Here is a 26,722-nt window from a genome sequence, read left to right on the forward strand (position 1 = left end):
GATGCATCTGGAAATTTTGTCCTGTTTACTTCCTCCCTTTGCCCGTTAATTACCTTCAGTCGAATTGGATGCATCTCTATACTAAGGAGGAAGATAGTTGATTGGTAGCGTTTGCAAAAAATGTTCATGAAATTCGGCAAATGCCGGAAGGGAGGTGAGGAAAGCCGAAAGGGCCAAGAAGCAATACGTAGTGAACAAATAATCAATCGGAGGTAATTTCATGAAAAAAAGCATGGGTATTGCGTTAACGTTAACTGCAGCACTATTGTTTGTCCTCCCGTCGCAAAGCTTTGCGGCAAACCCGACAATGACCGTTAATGTGGGGCAGTCGACTGGAGCTCCTCTTCATGGCGCGACAGGCTTTCTTTATGGCTTAAAGGATAGTACAACACTGAATGATTCATTGCTGAAAGATTTGAACAGTCTGGACATGACAGGTCAAATGGCTCCTGGGGGTCTGCAGCATGCCGAAGGCGACGCCTTTAAAGTATCCGATCAATGGTTCAGAACCGGCGGGAAATATGTTCAGATTTATATGCAGGATATTTATAAGGAATGGCCTTATCCATCCCGCAATATGACCGATTATTTAGCCAAGGTGACAACCATTGCAAATCAGGTTAAGAATCACAAAGATCGTTCCAAATTCCTTTATGTGCCGTTCAATGAGCCCGATTGGATCTGGTACGGGACGTCAGGAACCAAACTGAATGATTTTAAAAACGACTGGAAAACGGTTTACCAAAAAATTCGTTCCATTGATTCCAGCGCCAAAATCGTCGGACCTAACTTTGAGCATTACAACAGCGCTGCTTACCGTGACTTCTACACATTTGCCAAAGCGAACAATGTGCTGCCCAACTACACAAGCTGGCATGAGTTGGATGATACCGTCAATACCTGGTACAACAGCTACAACGATTACCGCAATATCGAAAATGACTTAGGCATTTCGGATCTGCCAATTACGATCAATGAGTATGCCAAATCGTCGGGCGAACTCGGCGTTCCGGGGAAATTAATTCAGTACATGGCAAGGTTTGAAAATAGCAAAGTGCACGCTGGATTAGCTTTCTGGCAGCCGGAAGGAAGGCTCGATGAACTGTTAACAGCCAGTTATCAGAAATCAGGAGCCTGGTATATGTATCAGTGGTACGGAGGATTCACAGGAAATACCATTGCCGTTACGCCTCCAAGTCAGAATGGAGCCATGCAAGGCGTCGGATTCTACGATAGCGGCAGGAAGCTTTCCGCCACGATTTTCGGAGGGGGCAGCGGCAGTCTGGACATCAATTTGACGAATATTCCGTCAGCGCTTCAAACTGGCGGCAAAACGACCATTGAAGTTTGGGGAATCGACAACTCCAATGGGGGAACTTCATCCGGAACTTACAGATTATCTAGAACGGCGTATACCGTATCCAATGGATCTGTAAAGATTACAGTCAATAATTTGAATGCTCAATCTGCGTATCAAATTGTCATGCTTCCCTAGTGCCTGAATAAAGCAGGATATAAAATTGGAGCCTCGCTGGCTGGTCAGCGGGCTCCAATTTTTTTGTTGATTTTAATGCGTAGAGATGAACATAATTTGTCCTGATTATTACAGATGATTGCCTGTTTTTCACCTTCTTTCCGAACCAATGGATTCTTATAATTAGGATTATTACACAGTAGTTGTCACTTTCATAATTAAAAAGTAAGCGCTTCCTTTTTGTTTTGACGCTCTGACAGTCCACATCAATTAGGTAAGGGGGATTTACTCTGCGTACAACAACTTCTGTTAAATCGGCGCAAATAGCTGCAACCGAGGCCAAGAAATCGGTGATAGGATCAGTTGCAAGGAAGAGTGTAAGAAGACATTGGCAGCTCTATTTGCTCGTAATTCCACCTGTTGTGTATTTCCTTATTTTTAAATATGTGCCGATGGCGAACGCTGTGCTCGCTTTCAAAAACTACAACGTCATCAAGGGTATTTGGGGAAGCCCATGGGTTGGGACGAAGTATTTCGAACTGTTTCTGAATAATCCAGCTTTTATGATGTTGATCAAGAACACGCTTGCCATTTCATTCTATCAACTCGCCGTTAGTTTCCCCTTTCCCATTCTATTAGCTCTTGCACTGAACGAAGTGAAAAACATGGCTTTTAAGAAAACGGTCCAAATGGTGACGTATGCTCCTTATTTTATCTCAACAGTTGTTATGGTTTCCATCGTTATGCTGTTTCTGTCTCCAAGACTCGGGATTATCAACACTATTGCGAATGCGATGGGGTTTGAATCCATTAATTATTTGGGTGAATCGGGGATGTTCCGGTCGATCTATGTGTTCTCGGATGTGTGGCAGACAATGGGCTATTCAGCCGTCATCTATTTGGCCGCCTTGGCGGGCATCGATCCATCGCTCTATGAAGCAGCCAAAGTGGACGGCGCCTCGCGAATCCAGAAAATCCTTCATGTCGATTTGCCTGGTATTATGCCTACCGCCGTTATTATTCTTATTCTGAGTGTAGGCAATATCATGGCCGTCGGCTTCGAGAAAATGTACTTGCTTCAGAATCCGCTTAATCTAGCGACGTCAGAAATCATTTCCACTTACGTGTATAAAATGGGTCTATTGAATGCCAATTACAGTTTTGCTACGGCAGTCGGCTTGTTCAATTCTGTTATCAATTTAATTTTATTGGTAGTTGTCAATGGCATCGCTAAGCGGACATCCAGCAACAGCCTATGGTAGAGGGTGAGAAAGGGAGGGGATCCAATGATTGCTGCTCAAATTTCTAAGCGAAGTAAACTGAAAGAATCGACAGGAGATCGCATTTTCCTAGGTGTAACATACCTGTTCTTAAGTGTCATCCTTATCGCTGTGTTATATCCACTTGTGTATATTTTCAGTTCTTCGCTAAGCAGTCCCGCAGCGGTTTCATCTGGAAAGGTATGGCTGTGGCCCGTAGATCCAACCTTTGACGGTTATTTAGCTGTTTTGAAAAACAGCCAAGTGATTACCGGCTATGGTAATTCGTTTTTCTATACGTTCTGCGGAACACTAATCAGCGTTCTACTAACGATAATGATCGCTTATCCGCTGTCCAGAAGGACTTTTTTTGGACGCAGCCCCCTAATGATCTTCATTACTTTAACGATGCTGTTCTCAGGTGGGCTGATCCCGACGTATTTGGTTGTCAAGTCCATGGGAATGATCGACTCCCGTTGGGCGCTGCTCATTCCGAATGCCATCTGGGTTTGGCAAGTTATCATTGCGCGAACGTTCTTCCAGATGTCCATTCCAGAAGAATTGGCGGAAGCTGCGGAAATTGACGGATGCAGTGATATCGAGTTTATACTGCGTGTGGTACTCCCGCTTTCGAAGCCAATTCTCGCTGTGCTCGCGCTGATGTATGCCGTCGGCCAGTGGAATGCCTATTTCGATGCTTTAATTTATTTGAAAACACAGGAACTTTACCCTTTACAGCTTATTCTCCGAAGTATTCTCATCCTGAATAACGCCACAACGAGCAACTTAGACGCAAGTGACATGGTTAAGCGCCAGCAAATGACGAATTTGATGAAATATTCGCTCATCATAGTCGCAAGTTTGCCTGTGCTGGTCATCTATCCATTCGTTCAACGATTTTTCGTGAAGGGAATGCTGATCGGTTCAGTCAAAGGATAGCAGGGTTTGCACAGATCTGGTAGCCGTTCATTCTTTTAAGGGGGGATTTCTATGTAGGGTGAGCTTGTACCTAGAAAGTTGAAAGCGCTTCAATAAAAAGGAACAAAAAGGAGAGGTGTCTTTTGAGAAAAATAGGGATTAGTGTCATTGCAAGTGTGCTCTTATTCAGTATGGTGTTAGCAGGATGTACGTCCTCAAAAAGTGAGGATAAGACAGCGGTCAGCCCACAAGGCGGTACTTCTACGGCAGCTGCTACGGCTACAGCATCCAATAAACCGCTTACGATTAAGGTATTTGCCCAACAAGACAAGGATACGGATTTGAAAACGAACAAGTTCACCAAGAGCATCGAGAGCAAGTTCAACATTCAATTCAACTGGACAACGGTACCTTTTGATGGAGCGGCGGAGAAGAGACAAATCTCACTTGCTTCTGGCGACTATCCGGATCTGTATTTACTCATACCGTGGGTTGATCGTTTCTCTCAGACAGACCTCTTGAAATATGGCCAACAAGGCGTCATCGTTCCATTGAATGATTTAATCGATAAATATGGTCCGAATATCAAAAAAGCGCTCGATAGCAACAAATACTACAAAGCGATGAATACGGCTCCGGATGGTAAAATTTACGGGCTGACGGGGCTGAATGAGTGCTTCCACTGTTCGTATCCAAACAAAATGTGGTTGAACACCAAATGGTTAGATAAGCTGAATCTGACGATGCCGAAGACACCACAGGATTTCAAAAAGGTACTGCAAGCCTTCAAAACGAAGGATCCGAATGGCAATGGAAAAGCAGATGAAGTGCCGCTTAGCGGTTCCACAGAGCCGTATGGCGTGCACGTTATACCGTATTTCATGAACGGCTTTATCTATGACGATGACCGAACATATCTGCTTATGAAAGATGGCAAAGTTGACACGGCTGCCAATAAACCGGAATGGAAAGATGGCTTGGCTTTTGTTAAATCCATGTATAGCGAAGGGTTAATTGATCCTGGCGCTTTCACGCAAAATGCCGAAGCTTTCAAAAAAATCGGCGATAATGCCGGTACGCAAATTCTGGGCGCAGGCGCAGGTATGCATCCGTGGATTTTCGCGGAAATGTCGGCAACTGCACCGTATGTGAAGGACTACAATCCTGTTCCACCATTACAAGGTCCGAATGCCAGCTTTGCAACTTACAATTATCCTATTGATCCAGGGGCAACGTTCGTTCTTACGAATAAATCGAGCAAAGATGTGCAAATCGCTGCGGTCAAAATGCTGGATTACCTCTACACACAAGAGGGTGCGATTAATGGTATCTTCGGGGAGGAAGGCAAGAGCTGGCGCAAACCAAAAGACGGCGATGTTGCACTGAACGATCAGATCAAACCGTTGTATGCAACGATTCCACTGGCCACAGGCGAAACACCGCGCAATGACTTGTGGGGTCCGATGGCGCAGTACAATCAATATAAAGCGCTGCGTGACGCCGAAGTCCAAGACACGAACATTTATGGATCTGGGTATGAGCGTCGACTGTTCCAAGCCACGAAGCTTTATGAAGGTAAAGAACCGAAGGAAGTGTTTCCACATTGGGCACTATGGGTCGAGCCGTCTCGTGCGGATGAAGTCAGCTTGATGCAAACGAACATCAAGGACTACATTGATAAGAGTGCCCTTCAATTCGTAACCGGTGCGAAGAGCCTCGATAAGGATTGGGATGCGTATGTGAAGGGGCTCGATGCCTTGAATATCAAGCGTTATATTGAGCTTATGCAGCAATCATTCGATTCTTCGACAATCAATAAGAAATAGGTAGAAATGCACGTGCAGGGCTGTCCCAAAAGGTGAAAAACCTGTAGGGGCAGCTCTCATTTATTAGGTGATCGAAACGCAAAAGCACCAACCTACGCGCATATAATTGCGCTTGGTTGGTGCCTCCTGTTATTCTACAAGCCCATACGGCCCAAGACCTTCTCAAAGGAAAAATCAACGTGGTCATCGCCACAGAGAAACCGATACAACTTGGCTGCTGCGATCTGATTCAACCTGGCATCATTTCCGACCCAGGCATGCATGTTTCTGAAAACTTGCGCGACTTCCGGTCCTTTGTAATCATCTGTATTGAATAAGCTGCGTTGCTGCTGACCGGGGCGCAACCGCAATTTAAACACGTAACGCGTGTCATCCGTGTAATTCGGCTGCGCGCAATGCCAGATGGCATGATGGAGGAACCCGATTGTACCGGCTTTTGACTCTAATTTGCGTTGGCCGATAATATTTTTGTACCGGCCAATACTGGATGTGTTAACCCCGTTATGCAGATGCGACCCAGGGAGTATCAAAGTGGGACCCATGATCGCGGGTGTGTCATGAGAGAAATAAAAAGCCTGGATATCGAAGCCGAAAGGCCGCGTATCGATGACGGAATCTGCATGATATTCTTGGGCTTTGTGATATTGCGGACGAACCACGTGCAGCGCAGAATGATCATAAACAGGTGCTTGGCCGACTAGACTTTGAAGGATGCCCTTCACCTGCGGCAGCTCGAAAACTTCACGAATCACCGAAGATTCCTGCCAATAGTGACCGCGACCCTGCCAGTTTTGCTGCTCTGCATGAACAGCTTCATTTAATTCTTGAGGAACTAAATCCGCTATTTGCAAAAATCCATTCACGGCGAACTCAGCCATTTGCTTAGCGGTCAGGAGATGGGATTTCTCGACATTACTCATCGATGTTCACCTTTCTTTCCAAGATATATTCATACGGCATATGCCCCAGCTCGTGTTGGAGTCCTGGCTGATAATTAGGCAAAGCAGGAAGTTGCAACACATGCCAGCCCTCCTGCATGGCTTCCAAAACCGATTCATATGGCGGTGTTGCCTCATCACCCGTGTTCATTTGAAGCGTACCCTTCGCCTTCGCGCCGTCATATAAAGCCCAGCCCACAACGTTGGATTCTAAGCTGGGATGCGCCAGATGCAGGATGATAATTTGTTGCCGCAAGCTACTCATCGTATCGCCTTCCTTTTCTCTTGACTTCATTTCAAGCATACAATAGGAAGCTCAATGAATCGTTATGTAATGGTAAGAGAACTTTGCGTAATCGTAAGATTAAGAATCAGAGGTGATGAACCGAACATGGACGCTATCTACAGACAAATGCTGCATACCTATTTGAATTCAGCACAACTGCAGTTCTATGTCGCTCACTATGGCAAAGTAAAGGCCGATTGGCAGTATCATATCCCACAGCCGGAAATCAATCGCATGTACTATTTTGAAGAAGGTGCAGGAACAATCCGTATTCGCAACCAAACGTATTCCCCCCAGCCAGGGCAATTGTTCCTCTTGCCTGCTAACGTATCCATTGAATTATCTACGGAGAAATCGAATACGTTTCGCAAATATTTTTGCCATTTTGCATTAACCGTCGGAGAAGTTCATTTGTTTCAAATGTTTCAGGTTCCGCACTTTGTTGATGTTATCGATCGAACATGGTTGGATGAGCGCTTCCGCAAGCTGATTTCGCTATCCGAGAGTCAATCGGTATCATCTCCCTTACAAAGTAAATCGGTGCTCTACGAGATACTCACGTATTTTCTTGATACGGCCTTGATTCAAGGCGTAGAAGAAAACTGGCGGATAGATTCTGTGGCAGCTGACGCAACGAACATGCATACAGTGCTGACCTACATCGATGAGCACCTGTCGGATCGAATTAAAATTGAAGATCTCGCCAAGCAGCTGCATTTTCATCCCAAATATTTTATTCAACAATTTAAAGCGAGTATGGGGATATCGCCCATTACCTATATCACCAAGAAACGGATGGAAAAAGCGCAAGAGTGGCTTATGATCGGTGACATATCGATAACGGAAATAGCCGACCAGGTAGGGATGGATCTGCCTTATTTTTCCCACTCCTTCCGCAAGCTGATTGGCCTGTCTCCCACCGAATATCGCCAGTATTGGCGTTCAATTATTCGAAATAAAGTTTCACTATAAAATATTAATTTAAAATAAAATAACAAAATTTGAAGGAATCTGTCGAATCGCGGCGAATCATTAAACCAACTAATTACGTATGTCTTTTTTTTCCACAGAGTTGGGAGGCATGCCAATAGAAACTAATGGTGGGTGAGCGACTTGAAAGATGTCCTAAAGAAGTCTATTTCTTCATTCAAACAGCTTGAAAATCCAGTGAAATCGGTAGGGATGAAGCTGTTCCTGATGTTTTTCGCCAGCATCTTGTTTTTCGTCATGGTTGTCGGTGCCATTTCTTACTTCGTTTCGAAAGACGTGATTAAGAACAATATGGCTGATTCCAGTCTACAGACGGTAACGCAAGCGGGGCAAAAGCTTGATTTCCTCTATCAAAATTTTGAAGATTTGACCCTGCAAGTGATGTACAATGATGATTTGCAGAAGCTATTGGAAAAAATGGCAAAACTCGATCCCCTATCGTACAACGCTGCGGATACCAGTCGTCAACTGACGGAAAAATTGAATTTTGTCGCATTTTCCAACAAAGCCATCAAAACACTTCGCATTTACAGTTCGGATGGCAAGCTCCTTGTCGGGACAGGTGGTGGAGGCTATGAATCCGATGCGAGTGTTAGTGCTACCGCTTGGTTCAAGCAGATTAACGAAGCAGGCGGTAAAACGGCTTGGCTCGATAGTAAATCGAAAGGATATTCGATTGATTCCACCAGCACATTCGGGATTGGACGCATCATTAGTAATGCAACATCAGCCGTAATGATCGTAGAGTTTAGCACGGATATTTTGAAAAGCGAATTAGGTACAATGACGCTGGGTGAGAACAGCTCCGTTGTCATTACGAACAGCAGCAACACAAACATCGCGACACCTGATATGACTGAAATAGAAAAAACAGCTGACATCCAGCTGACGAAAGAGCAGCTTGAAGAGGACCAAAATTCGTTTACGACGAAAGATGATCATCTCGTTGCCTATTATAGGTCGCCGATTTCCGGCTGGAATCTGATCGGAGACGTTCCAGTAAGCTCTATGGTCATAAAGGCTAAAAAGATTTTCAACTATACGCTGATCGTTGCGTTTTTTGCAGCTATTGCAGCTCTTATGATTGGTCTGTTCGTTGTGCGCATGATCGGAAAACCACTGATTAATTTGCGTAACCTTATGCAGCAAGGGGCTATGGGTAAGCTAACCGTACGCTCGAATTACACAATGAAGGATGAAATCGGTCAATTGGGCACTAGCTTCGATATCATGATGGAGAAAATCACGTTATTAGTTCAACAAACGAGCACTTCTGCCCAGCAAGTACTCGAAACGGCGGCTGAACTGACGAATTCCTCCAAGACAACAGCAAATGCTGCCCGAGAAATTGCACTCGCTACCGAAGAAATATCAGGCGGCGCCGCCGGTTTGGCCACAGAGTCAGAGCGCGGTAATGAGCTGACGCATCATATTGGCCTGCAAATGAAAAACGTGATTGAGGCGAACTTTGAAATGGGCACAGCGGCAACGGATGTTCAAAGTTCTAGTGAACTAGGCACGAAGTACATGGCTGAACTTATTGATAAAACGAGTCTGACGGAAGAAATGATCCGCTCCATGGTGAATAAGGTCGACAACTTAAAAGACAGCACAAGATCGATCCGCCAAATTCTTGATGTACTGAACAATATGACGAAGCAGACGAATATCTTATCATTAAATGCTACAATTGAAGCCGCGCGTGCGGGTACAGCCGGTAAAGGATTCATGGTTGTTGCTGATGAAATTCGTAAACTCGCGGATCAATCGAAACAGTCTATCTATGTCGTTGGCCAAATTACAGAAAAAATTCAAGTTGAAATCAACGAGACGGTGAAAGTACTGTCCACGGCAACACCAATCTTCAAACAACAAATTCAAGCGGTGAAAGAAGCGGATACCATTTTCAAACAAGTCACGGCACACATGGGTGGCTTTATCGTACAACTCAGCACGGTCAGCGATTCCATTAGTACGCTGGAGCAGTCGCAAGAAGTATTATCCGATGCGATGATGAACGTCAGCGCAGTTGCCGAGGAGTCGCTTGCTACCTCCCAAGAGGTAGCTTCTTTAAGCACAGAACAGCTCAGCATTAGCAATGGCTTGGTCAAGCTGTCGGAACAGTTGGACCAACTATCCAATTCGCTTAACGAGACGTTATCTAAATTCGAAGTTTAAGTATTTCATTATGGCGAGCGGAATTATAATTTAAACTACTTTACGATGAACTATCGTAAGGTAGTTTTCTTTTTATCCTCAAGGTAGTAATCACAAGAATCGTAGCTGTGTAATTAAGCATTCGGGAAGGAAGTTGATTTATTCTTGTTAAAGTGAACAATTAAATTTACAATGTGACAGAGATTGATACATCATTCAAACTAAAAGTGGGAACCTATGTATAATCGGTAAAGGAGTTAGTCATGGAGACGTATTGCAAGTTATTAATTGTTGATGATGAGATGCTGGTGCGTCAAGGAATCAGGCATCTTCTCGATTGGGAAAGCGAAGGCTTCCACATTGTTGGCGAGGCTTCTAACGGTAAGGATGCGCTTGAGATGGTTAAATCATTCCAACCTAACATGATTCTGACGGATATTGTTATGCCGGTTATGAGTGGGGAAGAATTGGTAAGAGTTGTGAAGGGACTATATCCGGAAATTGAAATTGTGGTTCTCAGCAGCTATGGTGAATTTGAGTATGTGCGCTCTACGTTTCAGCACGGTGTAGCCGATTATTTATTAAAGCCTAAATTGGATGCGAATTCGCTGTTAGCCGTTTTAAAAAAGACCGTTCAGGGAATGCCAGCCTTCCGACATATGGACTTTACGAATGAAAAAGGACAGTCCGTCGACTATGTGTTGGACAAGCTGATTTCAGGTTATGCCATGGAGCTTGAGGGTGCGGAGATCAACACTCATTTGCCATATCCTTATTTCATTTTATTAGTTGTAGATATGCAAGATAGCACATCCTCGATGAAAAGAAATGAGGAATGGATCGAGGCATTTCTAAAAGGTATGGTTCAGGATGTTAAGCAGCCTGTTGTCATTCACCGTCTGTCACATCAAGATAGCCACATCCGTTTTTTGCTGAATACAGCGGATGCTGGCAGACTGGATGTCATCCATTTGGCTGAGCAATTGGTGGAATCTGGTGTGAGAGCGGGCTTATCCTTCTATGCAGCACTCAGTAAAAATTTCACGCAAATCGAAGAACTTCATGACGTGTATACGCATGATATTCTCAAAGTGTTGGATCACCGGTTCTTTTTATCGGATCAACAACTGTTTTTTGCTGATGAATTGATGGAAGTGGTCGGCAATGGCGATACGTTTGATTCGGAGGCGTTTACCTCGGAGCTGAATCATCAAGAATTTCATTTAGCTTTTCAACGTCTCAGCGGGTATGTCGACTCCATGCCTGATAGGCTTGATACAGATATGTTTGAGTTTAAATCTTTTTTAGGACACAGCCTATTCAATATTATTGTCACGCTGCTGCATTTTCACTTTGAGGCTCGCACGCTTGATGAAGCGAAGTATGAGTATTTTCGTGCCATTCATGAGGCCAAACATATTGGGGAAGTGAGCGCTCTTTTAGCCAAGTTTCTGAATGAGGCAACTGACTGTGTAACAGGAAATAAAACAAATTCTCCGGGCATACAGAAGATTTTGATGTATCTGGATGAGCATTTTGCTGAACCGCTTACGCTGACTGAAGTAGCCAAACAGTTTCATTTCAACCCTTCGTATCTGTCCAATTATTTTACCATTCATAATAAAGAAGGTTTTAATGAGTATTTGAATCGTATTCGGATTGAACATGCTTGTGAATTATTAAGGGATAGCGCGCAATTTACGATTTCAGAAATTAGCTCTCTTGTTGGATATTCCGATCATAGTTACTTCACGAAAGTGTTTCGTAAACTGATGGGGACTTCACCTAGCCATTATCGAAAAAAATAAAGACGAAAGGAATCAAGCATATGAGGGTATGGCTAAGAAGGATCTCTGATCAAAGTTTGTTTAGTAAATTGTTTCTAGTTATGGTTCTTAGCATAATTACGGTTACGGTGGCCACTTCCTGGGTTACCGTGCAAATGTCGGAGGAGCTTTTTGTTAAAACATTCAGTATCACGAATTCCAAAATCATTGAGCAAATTAAAAGCGGTCTTGAATCCATTCATTATTCTAATGTAAATATTATCATTAACACCGCGCAAAGTGGTGCGATTAAGCGTTTTTTGACCGAAAGAGATGTCGATTCGGAAACCAACTCCGTAGTGACATTTGACATGAGCGAGCAGATGAAGCGAATCCAGTCCGGTATTGGAGCTAAGAGCATTGGGATGATCATTTCGGGTATAAATGGAAAAAACTACACGAGATACAATACCTACTGGTCGGGTACTTCAGCGGATTTAGAACGAAATCCGATTACACAGGAGTCGCGGAACCAGCCGGGACGCTTGTTGTATAGCTATTTGGGTGAAGGAACGCCAGGTTCTGGGGATCAAGGATTAGTAGCCGCCAAAACGATGACTGATCCTGTTAGTAAAGAGTGGTATGGGACGCTTTATATCATCATGAAAGAAAGCGTTTTAAGATCGATTTACGCAAGTTTTACAAGTGATGGGAATGACGTGATGATCTTGGATCGTCAAGGTCTAATCGTTTCCAGCAATCGAGCCGAGTTGATCGGGACAACATCGAAAGAGCTTCTAGATAGTGCTCAGAAGATTCGGCAGCAGGGTCTGGTCAAGGATGAAATGAAGCTCGCCGATAAGGATGTCATTGTATTGGCTGATGATTTGACTTTGTACGATTTTTACATTATGAATGTCATCGATAAGAAGGTGACACTCGGTCAGATGCTCAACCGAAAATCGCTTTTCTTCATTGTTGCGGGAATCGTGGCTATTGCTGTGCTCATTGTGTATGTGATCACGCGGAGGTTGATGCTGTCGTTAAGAAGGCTTGTTAAGAAAATGTCTACGGTTACGAAAACGAATTTCAACAATTATATGGCGGTTACGGGTACCTATGAGACAAGGGAGCTTAGTCGCTCCTTCAATTTTATGCTCGACGAGTTGAACGACTATATCTCCCAGCTTGTGGATACGCAGAAGGAGCAGCGCAAGGCAGAATTAGCCGCGCTGCAGCAGCAGATTAACCCGCATTTTCTATATAATACGCTGGCTTCCGTTAACATCCTCGTTCAGCGAGGGAGCCAAGAGACCGCCACGCAAACGATTCATGCACTCATTTCTCTCCTGCAGAATACCATCAGCAATGTCAAAGAAACGATTCCCGTTGTGCAAGAGTTGGTGAATTTAAAGCATTATGTGTTCATTAATCAGATTCGTTATGGCCAAGGGATTAAAGTCGATTACTTTGTTTCACCGGACTGCATGCCTGCGCAAGTACCTAAGTTGATGCTGCAACCTTTCATCGAGAATGCTTTTTTTCATGCTTTTAATAAGAAAGGCACTGGCTATATTTACGTCATCATCACGAAAGAAAAAGATACGCTGCTTTGTGAAGTGGTTGACAATGGAGATGGCATGGAACTTACGAACGAAGCGGATGAGATACCGAATCCCACAAGTGCGAGGCAATTGTTCACAGGGATTGGCATTCGCAATGTGAATGATCGCCTGGTTCTGTTGTACGGAGAACAGTATGGGGTAACCATAACTAGCACCTTAGGACAAGGGACGAAAATATCTATATGCCTTCCATGGCGCACAGAACAGTACACATAGAAGAATAAAAATCTAAAAATAATGCAAAATATAAAAATATTACAAATGACAGGTAGAGGAAGGGATATCAGATACAATAAAAACGCTAATTTCAGTAAATTTCGTTCTAACAAGACGATTTGCCCAAATGATATTATCTATAAGTAAGCACTTACAAATTCAAATCATCAAGGGGGACCACATGAAGAAGAAAATTTCAACGGTTTTACTTGCAAGTTTTTTGCTTTTGACGGCATGTTCAAGTAATTCGTCTGACACATCATCAACGACCACGCCTAGCGGCGGTGCGAAGACCACGAGTAAGGAAATTACAGTTTGGGCATGGGATAAGAACTTTAATATTGCAGCAATGAACCTAGCGAAAGATGCCTATGCCAAGGATCATCCTGATGTGAAAATCAATGTTGTTGAATATGCGCAAGATGACATTATTCAAAAGATGAATACGGGTTTGAACTCCGGTTCAAAGTCCGGTCTGCCGAATGTTGTATTAATTGAAGATTATCGTGCACAAAGCTTCTTGAAAACATATCCAGATGCATTTGCAGATATGTCCGCATCCATTAAGGCATCGGATTTCGCTGAATACAAGTTGGGTCCAACAAGTTTGAACGGCAAACAATACGGTGTACCCTTTGATTCCGGCGTAACAGGACTATATGTGCGCAGAGATTATTTGGAACAAGCAGGATATAAGGTCGATGATCTGAAAAATATAGACTGGCAGAAATTCATTGAAGTCGGTAAAGCTGTTAAAGCAAAAACAGGTAAAGATTTGCTGACGCAGGATCCCAATGATCTTGGTTTAGTTCGTATGATGATTCAATCCGCTGGCGCTTGGTATCTGAAAAGTGATGGCACCACACCGGACCTCAAAGACAACCCAGTATTGAAAGAAGCTTTCGAGACATACAAAGAAATCATGAACGCGAATATTGTGAAAATCAACTCGGATTGGAACTCCTTCCTTGCTGGTTTCAACAGCGGTGCTGTTGCTTCTGTTCCAACAGGTAACTGGATTACGCCATCCATTAAATCACAAGCAGATCAATCGGGTAAATGGGCAGTTGTTCCTTTTCCTAAGTTGAAAAACACAGCTAGTTCTGTGAACGCATCCAACCTTGGGGGAAGCTCCTGGTATGTATTGAACAGTGATGGTAAAGATACGGCTGCTGATTTCCTTGCAAAAACGCTTGGTTCTGATGTGAATTTGTATCAAAAATTAGTTACAGACGTAGGGGTTGTTGGTACTTATAAACCTGCTGCGCAAGGTGAAGCCTATACGAAAGCCGACGATTTCTTCGGAGGTCAAAAGGTGATTTCTGATTTCGCAACATGGACGGCTCAAATTCCAAAAGTCAACTATGGTCTGCATACGTATGCGATTGAAGATATTCTCAAAGTTGAGATGCAAAACTACCTGAAGGGCAAAGACATCGCGAAAGTATTCAGTGATGCACAATCCCAAGCAGAATCCCAACTTAAATAAGTTTCTCTTCCCATTAACCTTATGAACGCTGACCTCTGAATTGCGAAATATGCAAAGAAGAGGACAGCGTTTCAATTTTTAATCGCTATGAATAGGAAGGATTTGGATCTAATGAACTACTCGATACGTAGCCGTGCAAAGCTTACGGGATGGATGTTTATCGCTATTGCCGTATTAATGATATGTTTGTTTTACTTTTATCCTATGATTCAGGCATTGCTGCTTTCCTTTAAAACAGGTGCGGGTGCTAATCTACATTTCAACGGGATCAGCAACTATAAGCGGCTCTTGAGCGATAAGACATTCATCACTGCTGTTAAGAATACGTTTATCTATTTGATTATCCAGGTGCCGGTCATGATCATTCTGTCCATGATGATTTCCGTCTTGTTGAATGACAGCAAGCTTCGTTTCAAAGGTTTTTTCCGTACAGCTATTTTCTTGCCTTGCGTGACTTCACTTGTTGCCTACTCCGTTGTTTTCAAATATTTGTTTGGCAACGATGGTTTGATTAATATGGCTTTAATTAAGATTCACTTGATTGGACAGCCTATTGCATGGATTTCCGATCCTTTCTGGGCGAAAATTACGATTATCCTTGCCATAACATGGCGCTGGACAGGATATAATATGATTTTTTTCCTTTCCGCATTGCAAAACATTGATAGCTCTATTTATGAAGCAGCCCGTATTGACGGAGCCTCTCCGATCAAACAGTTTTTCTTTATTACGTTTCCAATGCTTAAGCCAATTGTTCTCTTCACGTCCATTACCTCGACGATTGGTACGTTGCAATTGTTCGATGAGATTATGAATATTACGAAGGGTGGCCCAGGTAATGCTACCCTCTCCATATCGCAGTACATCTACAATCTTTCCTTTAAATACACACCTGATTTTGGCTATGCGGCAACGGTTTCCTATTCGGTTGTAGTCATGATCATTGTGTTATCTGTCCTTCAAATCAAATTGGCAGGTGATAAAAAATGATAGCTTTAAGACGTACAATCATCTATGTCTTCCTTTTTGCTGTGGCTGTAATATCCATTTTTCCATTCCTATGGATGGTCATTAGTTCCACGAATCTGTCTGTGGACGTTACGCAGGGCCGAATGTTACCAGGAGCGCATTTCATGGACAACTTTCATAAATTAACAGACTCCATTAATCTCGTTCCTGCACTCTGGAATTCATTGAAGATCTCGTTAACTACAACCCTTTTGGCTTTATTGGTTGCTTCGCTGGCTGGCTATGCTTTTGAAATCTATCAGAGCAAAGCCAAAGATATCGTGTTTAATTTATTGCTTGTCTCCATGATGATTCCGTTCGCGGCGTTGATGGTTCCGCTTTACCAGATGTTTTCCAGCATAACGCGTACAGTTCCATTTATCGGGATCAACACGATGAACGCGGTTGTCCTTCCGACATTTACGACAGCGTTTCTCATTTTCTTCTTCCGTCAAAGCACGAAAATGTTTGCGAAGGAGCTTCTGGAAGCTGGGCGTATTGATGGATTGACGGAATTAGGATTGTTTTTCCGTGTCTATATGCCGACTATGAAAACAACGTATTCAGCTGCCGCTATCATTACTTTTATGTCTAGCTGGAACAATTACTTGTGGCCGCTTATTGTCTTGCAAACACCGGAGAAACGAACAATTCCTTTGTTGATTTCCAATTTGGGTTCGAGTTATGCGCCGGATTTTGGGGTGATCATGACCGCTATTGTCATCTCAACACTGCCGACAGCGCTCGTATTTTTCTTAATGCAAAAACAATTTGTTGCGGGTATGGTAGGATCTGTAAAATAGTGTACAATTCGAAGGCCCTTCTCGGGTCTTATTTTTCGGGAGGCATAGATCAATGAAACATTCGGTACCAAGCCTTGATTGGCTTCAAGATGTATGTGTATTCAAAGTGAACCGGCTGGAAGCCCATTCTGATCATCGTTATTATCATTCCATGGCGTCCGCGGAGGCGAGTGCACCGATGGACATGCGGCATAGCTTGAACGGACGCTGGCAGTTCAGCTATGCGGTTAACCCCGCAAGTCGTGTGCAGCCTTTTTATCAGATGGAGTATAACTGCAGCGCTTGGGAGCATATCCAGGTGCCTGGTCATATCCAGCTTCAAGGCTGGGGAGACCCGCAATATGTCAACACGATGTATCCGTGGGATGGTGTAGAGGCGCTTCGTCCTCCGCACATTTCGCAAGAGCATAATCCAGTTGGCAGCTATGTGAAAAATTTTGAACTGCCGGATACGATGACTGGCAAGCCCATCTATATTTCCTTTCAAGGTGTGGAATCGGCCTTCTATGTCTGGCTTAATGGCGAATTTATTGGTTACAGCGAAGACAGCTTTACGCCTGCCGAATTTGACTTAACGCCCCATATTCGAGAAGGAGAGAATAAACTGGCTGTTGAGGTTTATCAGCGCAGCACAGGAAGCTGGCTGGAAGATCAGGATTTCTGGCGGTTATCGGGTATTTTCCGCGATGTCTATTTGTACACAGTACCTAAGGTGCATGTATGGGATATGCGTGTGAAGGCAGATTTGGACGATGCCTATGAGCAAGGGCTGCTTGAGATTGAACTCAAGCTTCGCAATGAACATATGGAAACCGTCCGTGCTAAACTTGAACTGAAGGATGCTGAGGGGAATGTTTGCCTCTCCGAAGAAGGTCAGTTTCGCGAAGGCAACCTTATCTTTAACCTTTCAGCAGGTCCTGTTCAGCCTTGGAGTGCAGAAAGCCCCTATTTATATGCCGCGTGTATCTCCATTTACGATGAGAACGGAAGTTTAATTGAAGCTATCGTTCAGAAGACAGGATTCCGACGTTTTGAGATGAAAGACAAGCTGATGTGCATCAATGGGAAACGCATTGTGTTCAAAGGTGTCAATCGACATGAATTTAACTGCCGCAGCGGACGAGCGATCACGAAGCAGGATATGCTGTGGGATATTCAAACACTTAAGCGCAGCAACATTAATGCGGTGCGCACGTCACACTATCCCAACCAGACACTTTGGTACGAGCTTTGTGACGAGTACGGGGTCTATGTCATTGATGAAATGAATTTAGAGACGCACGGCTCATGGCAAAAGATGGGCGCTGTTGAACCTTCTTGGAATATTCCAGGTAACGATATGGGGTGGCAAGATATTGTCATGGATCGTGCGATTTCGATGGTGGAGCGGGATAAGAATCATCCATCGATTCTCATTTGGTCTTGCGGCAATGAATCGTATGCCGGCCAAGTTATTCTCAATGTGTCGAACTATTTCCGCGAAACGGATCCTACGAGACTAGTTCATTACGAAGGTGTTTTCTACGATCGCCATTATGGGGCGACCAGCGACATGGAAAGCCGCATGTATGCGAAGCCAGCGGATATTGAGGCGTATCTCAATAGTCAGCCGGATAAACCGTACATTAGCTGTGAATATATGCACGCTATGGGGAATTCCGTGGGAGGCCTTCATAAATATACGGAGCTTGAGAACAAATATTCAATGTATCAAGGCGGCTTTATTTGGGATTATATCGATCAGGCGATTGTGAAAAAAGACCGAAATGGCCGCGAGTTTTTGGCGTACGGCGGGGATTTCAAAGATCGTCCAACCGATTACAGCTTCTGCGGCAATGGTCTCGTCTTTGCAGATCGTCAAATCACGCCTAAAATGCAGGAAGTGAAATTCCTTTATCAAAATATCAAGCTGGAACCAACTCGAACTCATATTAACATCTTGAATGAGAATTTATTTGCGAATACAGATGATTTGGTGCTTGTGTACCGTCTGTTCCATGAGGGAAAAGAAATTACCGCGGGGCAAGCCAATATCGAGGTCGAAGCTCAGAGCGAATTCAGTCTGCCAATTGAGCTGCCGAATGTAGAAGGAACGCCAGGTGAGTACTGTATTCAGGCTTCTTTAGTTCTAAGAGAAGCTGCGTTATGGGCTGATGCTGGATTTGAGACGACCTTTGGTGAAACGACGTTTGTGGTTGGGGCAAGCCGTCAGGTTGAGCAGCCTTCCGGCGAAGTCGTCGTCGTTGAAGGTGATGTCAACATGAGCGTGTCAGGCAAAGGTTTCATTGCCATTTTCTCGAAACAGGTAGGATCGCTGGTTTCGTTGAAATACGAGGGTCGCGAAATGATAGCTACGCCGCCTGCTCCTTTATTTTGGAGGGCAACCACGGATAATGATAAAGGAACCGCAATGAGCTATACGGCCGGAGCTTGGTATGCAGCCAGTCTGGCGCGCAAATGCGTCAAATGGGAACTACAGCAAGAAAAGGGTTCAGCAACTGTCATTTTTGATTACAACTTCAGCATCAGCGCTGAAGTTAGCGTTCGCATTGCATACACGGTATTAGCGAACGGAACGATTCGCGTGAATACGCTATACAAGGGTGCAGCGGGTCTGCCGAATCTACCGATACTCGCTGTATCATTCAAGATGTCTGCGGATTATAATCAATCGCAGTGGTATGCGATGGGACCTGAAGAAAATTATATCGACCGCAAATGCGGTGCTCGTTTGGGCGTATTTAGCCGTCAGGTGGATAAGTTGCCTACGCCTTATCTGGTTCCACAGGAGTCTGGCAATCGTACAGGCGTACGCCGTGTGAATGTAACGGATGTGGCTGGTATTGGTCTATCGATTCAGTCTGACCCATTAGCACCTGTAGAGTGCAACTTGTCTCCGTATACGGCATTTGAACTTGAGCATGCGGATCATGCTTTTGAGCTGCCGGAGGTTCATTATACCGTTGTGACCGTTGCTGGCAAACAGATGGGTGTTGGCGGGGATGATAGTTGGGGTGCGCCTGTCCATGAGGAATATCAGATTCCATCCCATCAAGAGATTCAGTTTGAGTTTTTCTTGATAAGTCATAACGTACCTTCGTAATATTTTATTGAGCCATTCAACATTCAAGAGCAGAAAGGACAGACGAATTATTATTCGCCTGTCCTTTACTTATCATATGCATGGCCGCTCGTTTGAAGGATATGCAGAGTATCATTATGGATTACTATGTTTTTTGGTTTGGGGTGAGCGATGCTTTCCCCTTATTTACTTACGTCCATCGCAGACTTCGCTTTAGGGAAGGGGGCGGTCTCAAAGTGCATCTAATGAACTGTAGGATGCTTATAGACCTGAAAATGGCTACTTTGGAGAATTAATGAACTGGATTAACGCTATCGAGCAAATTTTAGGCGGAAAGGTGATCATTTGCTTGAAATAGGGCATCAGGAATTCATTAGAATTTCAGAATGAGCGATTTAGGCCGAATAGAGGTTATTGAGTTCATTAGGGGGCTTGGGTTTGCCTCAAGTTCCATGAATAACCGCTGCAAACGTTGCTGAAGGCATTATAATATGGAAGAACCAGACGCTGTAGAAACGTTACGAGACCGCATCAAACAGGTCTGGCATACTATTCGAGAACGCAAAGAAATTGGAACCGGAGAGCCAAAATCATTCCGTATATTTTTTTTGGCGGGCATATTGAACCGAGTCAGGTTATGTTGTAAGATTGGGTTAAGCGCTTAACTTAAATGTGGTCGCTAGATCAATATAATCCAATCAAGGACAACAATTTCATCCAAAAACATGGCAAATGAATTTTATCACGAAAGGTAAAGCGCTTAACTTCTTGTCGAAACCAACCTGGAGAACAGGACCAGCGCACCGCAAGGGAGCTGGATATCTATATCCCGGAGCAGCTCTCGATTGTCAGTTTTGACAAAACGATCTTGTCTTACTGATCCTCCTCTGACTTCGGTAGTGCAGCCGATGGAGCATATGAGAAAAAATTGGTCGTCGATTTATTAATTGAAGAGTTTCACAGGCCACAAAGACCGGAGCCTGCGGATCAGAAGGATGATTCGGTTTTTTTTCCTTTTCTGCAACCGCTGCGCGCAGTTTGGACCTTCACCGGGTGTAAACGGTTAGGACCAGAACTTGATTCAGCAGCATCACCACAAAACGATTAGATGAGAGAAGCATCATTGGAGGAGTAGTTTATGAAGCCTTTAGATACGATATATGTAGTCTTTAAAACGCACGTTGACCTCGGTTTTACCGACTTGCCGAGCAATATTGTCAAGCAGTACACGCAGGATATGGCAAAGGACGTTTTGACCATCTGTGAAGGAACGAAGCATTTTGAACCCGGACACCGCTTTGTATGGACGGTTCCTTCATGGGTACTGGACGAGACGCTGATCCATGCCGAGGAAGGCATTCGGGAGCGGATCGAGCAATTGGTCGTGGACGGGCAGCTAAGCTGGCACGGTCTTCCTTTCACGACGCATACGGAGTTTTGCGGACTGGAAGAATGGATTCGTGGTCTCTACATGTCGGCGCGCCTCGGCAAGAAGTTCGGCAAGAAGGTTATTTCCGCCAAAATGACGGACGTGCCCGGCCACACCTGGATGCTGCCGTCACTGCTCAAAGGCGCAGGCATCGAGTTCCTGCACATCGGAGTCAACGCTTGCTCGCAGCCTGTCGAGGTGCCGCGGCTGTTCAATTGGGAAGGACCGGACGGCAAACAGGTGCTGACGTTCTACTCCAAAGGCGAGTACGGCACAAGTCTGCTGCCGCCGGACGACTGGGAGTATCCGGTCTGGATGGCGCTGCTGCAGACGCATGACAACATCGGGCCGCAGGACAGCAAGGTCGTGACCGAACTGCTTGAAACGGTGAAGGCGTCGTATCCAAATACGCGGGTGGTCATCGGCACGATGGATGACTTTGCCGCGGATTTCCTGAGCAGAGGCTACACGGATATCCCGGTCGTGCGCAAGGATCTAGCGGACACGTGGATTCACGGAATCGGCTCGTATCCGCAGGAAGTGTCCGAGGTTCGAAGCTTGCGCAGCGAGACGACGACGCTGGAGGTCATGGCTGCGCTGGAACAGTGGGAGCAGGGCGAAGCGACAGGCGCATTCGGCGCGGATATCGACAAGGCGTATCGTGAATCGCTGCTGTTCGGCGAGCATACGTGGGGCCATGACGTTAAGCTGCTGCTGATTCCGGGACGGAACAGCATGCGGGCGTTTACGAAGGAAGATATGGCACGGGACCGGGAAGCGTTCCCCGAAACCTATGACAAGATAGAGCTGTCTTGGGATGAGAAGCGCGCTTACGTAAAAATGGCTCGGGCGGCTGCCGAGCGGATCACACCGTTCCGAAGTGGCGCCCAGCAAGGTGAATCCCCGGTGATCGGGATTTTCAACCCGTCGTCTTGGGCAAGAACGAACGAGCTCGTTCGTCTCGACAATGTGTCGGGTGGTCGCCTGGTCGATCAGAATACCGGTGACAGCTTGCCAGTGCAAGCGTCCGGCGAAGTGCGGATTCCGCTGCTGGAGCCTTGCGGCTACCGCACGTATATCTATGAACCACAGGACGTGTCTGGCGCAGGCGAAGCCGCAGTGGCGATCGCCCGTACCGAGGACGGCAAGGCGGTGCTGGAAAATGCGCAGTTGCGGATCGAAGTCGATGCCGCAACGGGCGAGATTTGCCGCCTGTTCGACAAGGTTCGCGGCAAGGAATGGGCAGCCCCCGGCGTGCCTTTTGGCGCCTATGAATACGATGTTTACGGCAAAGATGAGGTTCTTCAATTCGTGAAGGATTACGCCTATGATTTGATGGACTGGTATGTAAACGATTTTGGCAAGCCGGGCTATCCGCGCATCGGGCACCAGCAATTCGGTCTGAAGCTGGACAGTCTGGAAACGGCCAATGACGCTGCAGCCGGCACGATCCGCTTGACATTCAGCACGCCTGCGGCAAGCCGCACCGAGTTCGGCAATGCGCAAAGCGTCGCGATCTTGCTCAAGTTGGAGCCAGATCAGCCGTTCTTCGACTACAAGCTGGAGCTGAACGACAAAGCGGCCACGGCTTTCGCCGAAGCAGGCTTCGTCGGCTTCCATCTGCAAGCCGGGGAGCCGGGCTACCGATTCCAGAAGCTGGGTGCTGTCGTAGACCCGACACAGGATATCGTTCGGGGCGCCAACCATCGCCTGCATTGCGGGGACGGCTGGGTCGATGTGACGGATGGCGGGGCAGGTCTAGCCGTCCTGGCGAAAGATACGCCGCTATTCTCCATCGGGGAGAAAGGTGTGTTCACCTACAGCAAGTCGTATCAGCCGGAGCGTCCCTCACTGTACTTTAACCTGTTCAACAACCAATGGGGCACGAACTTCCCGCAGTGGATGGCAGGCAGCTACACGTATAACTTCCGCATTGTCTTGCACCAGGGCGACTGGCAGCAAGGCGAAATCTGGAAGCAGCTCGAGCAGTGGAGCCACCCAGTGAAAACGGTACGCGGCTTCCAAGGAAGCGCTGCGCGCTCCTCGCTGCTGACAGCGGGCACCGAAGGCATCGTGCTGCTGGCATTCAAAGTGGCGGAAGACGGCAACGGCTATGTGCTGCGCCTTCAAAATGCCTGGAACGAGCCGCATCACGCCGAACTGGCATTCGCCTGCGAATTGGCTTCGGCGCATGCCTGCAATTTGTTGGAAGAGCCGGAGGCGCAACTGGACGTCCGCGCAGAGGCGGCGAGCCGTCTTGCAGTAAAATTTGCACCGAAGGAAATCATAACGATCAAGCTGCAATTCATTGAACATAATAATAGAGGCTAGGTGATTGACTTGAAGCAGATCGAGAAGTATTGGGAAGATTTAAATGTGCTGGAAGTGAACAGGCTGGCGCCTAGGGCCTACTATATCCCTTACCGCGATGCCGAAACCGCTCTGGCGAAAACGAGAGGGAAATCGCCTTTCTACCAGACGCTGAACGGAAACTGGAAATTCCGATACCATACGAGTGTTAGAGAGGTAGAGGAAGGTTTTTATCTGGAGGGTGCGGATGTCAGCGCATGGGATGATTTGCTCGTCCCCTCCTGCTGGCAAGTGAACGGCTACGACCAGCCTCAGTATACGAATATCAATTATCCATTTCCATGCGATCCGCCGTTTGTGCCGAATGTCAATCCGGCAGGAGCTTATGTCCGGGAATTTAACCTGGCGCCGCATTGGGAAGGCAAAGCGAAGCGGATCGTGTTCGAAGGCGTGAACTCCTGCTTCTACGTCTGGGTGAACGGCCAATTTGTCGGCTACAGCCAAGGCAGCCGGATGTCCGCCGAGTTCGATATGACATCGTTTGTCCGGCCGGGTAAAAACCGCATGGCCGTGCTGGTGCTCAAATGGTGCGACGGCAGCTACATCGAGGATCAGGACGCCTGGAGATACTCCGGCATATTCCGCGACGTGTACCTGCTGGCGCGAGATGAAGCGCATATCCGGGACGTGTTCAACAAGCAGGAGCTGTCCGCTGATTTCAGCCGCGCCGTGCTGCGCAGCGAAATTGAGACGGTGGGCGCAAGCCGGGTGCAGGCTGAGCTTCGGGATGCGGCCGGCAACCCGGTGGCGAGCGGAACCGCGACGGTAGACGGCCAAGGCTCAATCGAGCTGGCGGTTAACGACCCCGTGCTGTGGAACGCGGAAGCTCCGTACCTGTACCAATTGTTCTTGTCGAGTGGCGAAGAAGTGATTCACTTCTCCGTCGGGTTCCGCCAAATCGACATCACGGATGGTGTATTCCGCATTAACAGCAAGGCGATCAAACTCAAGGGCGTCAATCGCCACGATTCGCATCCGGAGCTGGGGCAGACGATTCCGTACCCCCATATGATTCAGGACTTGATGCTGATGAAAAAGCATAACATCAACACGATTCGGGAGGCGCACTATCCGAACGATCCGCGCTTCCTGGACTTGTGTGATACTTTCGGATTTTATATGGTGGACGAAGCCGATCTGGAGTGCCACGGGCTCAGCACGGGCGGGGACGGCGGCAACGGAGCGGACATTCACCAGCTCACCCGGAACCCGGCGTGGGAGCGGGCTTTTGTAGACCGTGCGCAGCGGCTCGTCGAACGGGATAAAAACCATCCGTCCGTCGTGATCTGGTCCATGGGCAATGAAGCTGGGTACGATGTGAACCATATCGCGATGGCCCGGTGGACGAAAGGCCGGGACGCTTCCCGCCCCGTTCATTACGAAAGCGCAGCGCCTGTGTACAAAGGCCATCCGGACACTTCCTGTCTGGATATGGAAAGCCGCATGTACGCGTCGCCGCAGGAGATCGAAGCTTATGCCAGCGATGAAAAAGCTGCGAAGCCGATGTTTCTATGCGAATATAGCCATGCGATGGGCAACAGCCCCGGCGATTTGCAGGAATACTGGGATGTCATTTACAAATATCCGAAGCTCATGGGCGGCTGTGTATGGGAATGGTGCGATCATTCCGTGACAACGCAGACACCGGACGGCGTGCCGTTCTACGCGTACGGCGGCGACTTCGGAGACAAGCCGAACGACGGCAACTTCTGTATGGATGGCCTGGTCTACCCGGACCGCACGCCGCATACGGGCTTGCTCGAATTGAAGAAGGTGATTGCGCCGGTGCGGATCGAAGCCGACGATTTGAAGCAGGGCCGTATTCGTTTGACTAACCTGTACGATTTTATCGGCCTCTCGCATCTTTCCCTGTTCTGGAAAGTTGAGAAGGACGGCGAGACGGTACAGCAGGGCGAAGTCACCGAACTTGCGGCAGGTCCTCATCAGACGCAGACGCTTACGCTGGGCTACAGCTTCCCGGAAGCGGCGTGCGAACGCTACTTTCTGACGCTGCTGCTGGAGCAGAAGCAAGAAACGTTCTGGTCGGCCAAAGGGCATGAGGTGACGTTCGAGCAGTTCGAACTGCCGGTTGCAAGGCTGGAAGCGGAGAAGCTGCTTCCAATCTATCCGATCAGCGTCGTTCAGGAAGATGACTGCGTGACGTTGGAAGGTTTCGACTTCGAGTATGTGTTCGATCTCATTGGCGGCGCGTTCGTCCGCATCTCCAAGCACGGCGTGCAGATGATCAGCGAGCCGACCAAGTTCGCGATCTGGAGAGCGCCGATGGACAATGACCGCAACGTGAAATCCCAGTGGCGGGAACATGGGTACGAACGCGCTCAAATCCACGTCTACGAAGCAAAGGTCGTGGAGACGGCCGACATATTTGTGAAAATTGAAGTTCGTTATTCGTTGGGCGGTTACCACAAGTACCCGATTTTGCACGGAACGGCGGTTTGGACCGTCGACGGTACTGGGGAAATTGCCCTTCATAACCAAGTAAAGGTACGGGAGGATTATCCTTTCTTGCCGCGCTACGGCTTACAGCTTACGATGCCGCAAGGCTACGAAGCGGTCGAGTATTTCGGCAATGGCCCGCACGAATCGTATATCGACAAACGCCGAAGTGTCCGCAAGGGCAAGTATGCGGCGTCGGTCGATCAATTGTTTGAAAATTATTTGATGCCGCAAGAGAACGGCTCCCGCTACGGTACGGAGTGGCTGTTGGTCACGAATGCGCTCGGCATGGGGCTGAAAATCGAGGGCGACCACGAATTTTCCTTTAATGCGGCTCACTATACGCCGGAGCAACTGGAAGAAGCCGGTCACCCGCACGAATTGACGAAGCGCAAAGAGACGATTCTCCATTTGGATTACAAAATGAGTGGTTCCGGCTCCAATTCCTGCGGCCCGGATCTGCTGCCGGCTTATCGTTTGGTAGAAAAAGAATTTGCATTTGCCATCCGGCTGCGGCCCGTTTTGACGGACAAGTAGCTTTAGAACAGAGCGTTTCCCTGAACAAGCGATCTGACCGGGATTTTCAAGCCTGGGCAGGCGCTGTCGCCGGGGCGCTCTCTTTTTTGTAG

At 46.7% G+C, this 26,722-nt stretch carries 16 protein-coding genes; 14 read left to right on the forward strand and 2 right to left on the reverse strand.

Annotation, left to right across the window (positions count from 1 at the left end; all coding sequences use genetic code 11):
- Positions 1-220 precede the first annotated feature (220 nt).
- The 4 genes from IEY34_RS09030 (at position 221) to IEY34_RS09045 (ending at position 5,477) form a co-directional block, all read left to right on the forward strand.
- Positions 221-1,495, forward strand: coding sequence for a hypothetical protein (locus IEY34_RS09030; RefSeq protein ID WP_189010483.1), 1,275 nt, complete (start codon positions 221-223; stop codon positions 1,493-1,495).
- A 431-nt stretch (positions 1,496-1,926) separates the two neighbouring features.
- Positions 1,927-2,736 carry an ABC transporter permease gene (locus IEY34_RS09035; protein WP_373291212.1) on the forward strand — a complete coding sequence of 270 codons (810 nt, stop codon included), beginning with the start codon at positions 1,927-1,929 and terminating at the stop codon, positions 2,734-2,736.
- 24 nt (positions 2,737-2,760) lie between these two features.
- A complete protein-coding gene (locus IEY34_RS09040) occupies positions 2,761-3,672 on the forward strand; it encodes a carbohydrate ABC transporter permease (protein ID WP_189010484.1) in 912 nt (303 codons plus the stop codon).
- Between the two features lie 122 nt (positions 3,673-3,794).
- On the forward strand, positions 3,795-5,477 hold the full coding sequence (locus IEY34_RS09045; RefSeq protein WP_373291202.1) for an ABC transporter substrate-binding protein: 1,683 nt from the start codon (positions 3,795-3,797) through the stop codon (positions 5,475-5,477).
- Positions 5,478-5,611: 134 nt separating this feature from the next.
- On the opposite strand, the gene IEY34_RS09050 is transcribed toward IEY34_RS09045, so the two are convergent.
- Positions 5,612-6,397: a phytanoyl-CoA dioxygenase family protein gene (locus IEY34_RS09050; protein ID WP_189010487.1), complete on the reverse strand. Its 786-nt coding sequence runs from the start codon at positions 6,395-6,397 to the stop codon at positions 5,612-5,614.
- Positions 6,390-6,680 (reverse strand): hypothetical protein, encoded by a 291-nt coding sequence (locus tag IEY34_RS09055; RefSeq protein ID WP_189010489.1) that lies wholly within the window; start codon positions 6,678-6,680, stop codon positions 6,390-6,392. Before IEY34_RS09055 ends, IEY34_RS09050 begins: the two co-directional genes overlap by 8 nt.
- 54 nt (positions 6,681-6,734) lie before the next feature.
- Between IEY34_RS09055 and IEY34_RS09060 the strand changes: the two genes are divergently transcribed.
- The 10 genes from IEY34_RS09060 (at position 6,735) to IEY34_RS09105 (ending at position 26,630) form a co-directional block, all read left to right on the forward strand.
- Positions 6,735-7,673 carry a helix-turn-helix transcriptional regulator gene (locus IEY34_RS09060; protein WP_189010491.1) on the forward strand — a complete coding sequence of 313 codons (939 nt, stop codon included), beginning with the start codon at positions 6,735-6,737 and terminating at the stop codon, positions 7,671-7,673.
- A 141-nt stretch (positions 7,674-7,814) separates the two neighbouring features.
- A complete protein-coding gene (locus tag IEY34_RS09065) occupies positions 7,815-9,869 on the forward strand; it encodes a methyl-accepting chemotaxis protein (protein WP_229757539.1) in 2,055 nt (684 codons plus the stop codon).
- A 242-nt stretch (positions 9,870-10,111) separates the two neighbouring features.
- The gene (locus IEY34_RS09070) at positions 10,112-11,656 is read left to right on the forward strand and encodes a response regulator transcription factor (protein WP_189010493.1); all 1,545 of its coding nucleotides are present in this window, start codon (positions 10,112-10,114) and stop codon (positions 11,654-11,656) included.
- A 20-nt stretch (positions 11,657-11,676) separates the two neighbouring features.
- Complete coding sequence (locus tag IEY34_RS09075) at positions 11,677-13,455, forward strand: sensor histidine kinase (RefSeq protein ID WP_189010495.1); 1,779 nt, start codon at positions 11,677-11,679, stop codon at positions 13,453-13,455.
- A gap of 181 nt (positions 13,456-13,636) precedes the next feature.
- Positions 13,637-14,944 (forward strand): ABC transporter substrate-binding protein, encoded by a 1,308-nt coding sequence (locus IEY34_RS09080; protein WP_189010497.1) that lies wholly within the window; start codon positions 13,637-13,639, stop codon positions 14,942-14,944.
- A gap of 111 nt (positions 14,945-15,055) precedes the next feature.
- Entirely contained in the window at positions 15,056-15,934 is an 879-nt protein-coding gene (locus IEY34_RS09085) for a carbohydrate ABC transporter permease (protein ID WP_189010499.1), read from the forward strand.
- A complete protein-coding gene (locus IEY34_RS09090) occupies positions 15,931-16,755 on the forward strand; it encodes a carbohydrate ABC transporter permease (RefSeq protein ID WP_189010501.1) in 825 nt (274 codons plus the stop codon). The genes IEY34_RS09085 and IEY34_RS09090 overlap by 4 nt, the downstream gene beginning before the upstream one ends.
- Before the next feature lie 52 nt (positions 16,756-16,807).
- A complete protein-coding gene (lacZ, locus tag IEY34_RS09095) occupies positions 16,808-19,858 on the forward strand; it encodes a beta-galactosidase, LacZ type (RefSeq protein ID WP_189010503.1) in 3,051 nt (1,016 codons plus the stop codon).
- A 1,117-nt stretch (positions 19,859-20,975) separates the two neighbouring features.
- On the forward strand, positions 20,976-23,597 hold the full coding sequence (locus tag IEY34_RS09100; RefSeq protein WP_189010505.1) for a DUF5054 domain-containing protein: 2,622 nt from the start codon (positions 20,976-20,978) through the stop codon (positions 23,595-23,597).
- Entirely contained in the window at positions 23,598-26,630 is a 3,033-nt protein-coding gene (locus IEY34_RS09105; RefSeq protein ID WP_373291204.1) for a glycoside hydrolase family 2 TIM barrel-domain containing protein, read from the forward strand.
- The last annotated feature ends 92 nt before the right edge of the window (positions 26,631-26,722 follow it).

Origin of the sequence: Paenibacillus marchantiophytorum (assembly GCF_014640555.1) — a bacterium.
Taxonomy (GTDB): Bacteria; Bacillota; Bacilli; order Paenibacillales; family NBRC-103111; genus Paenibacillus_E; species Paenibacillus_E marchantiophytorum.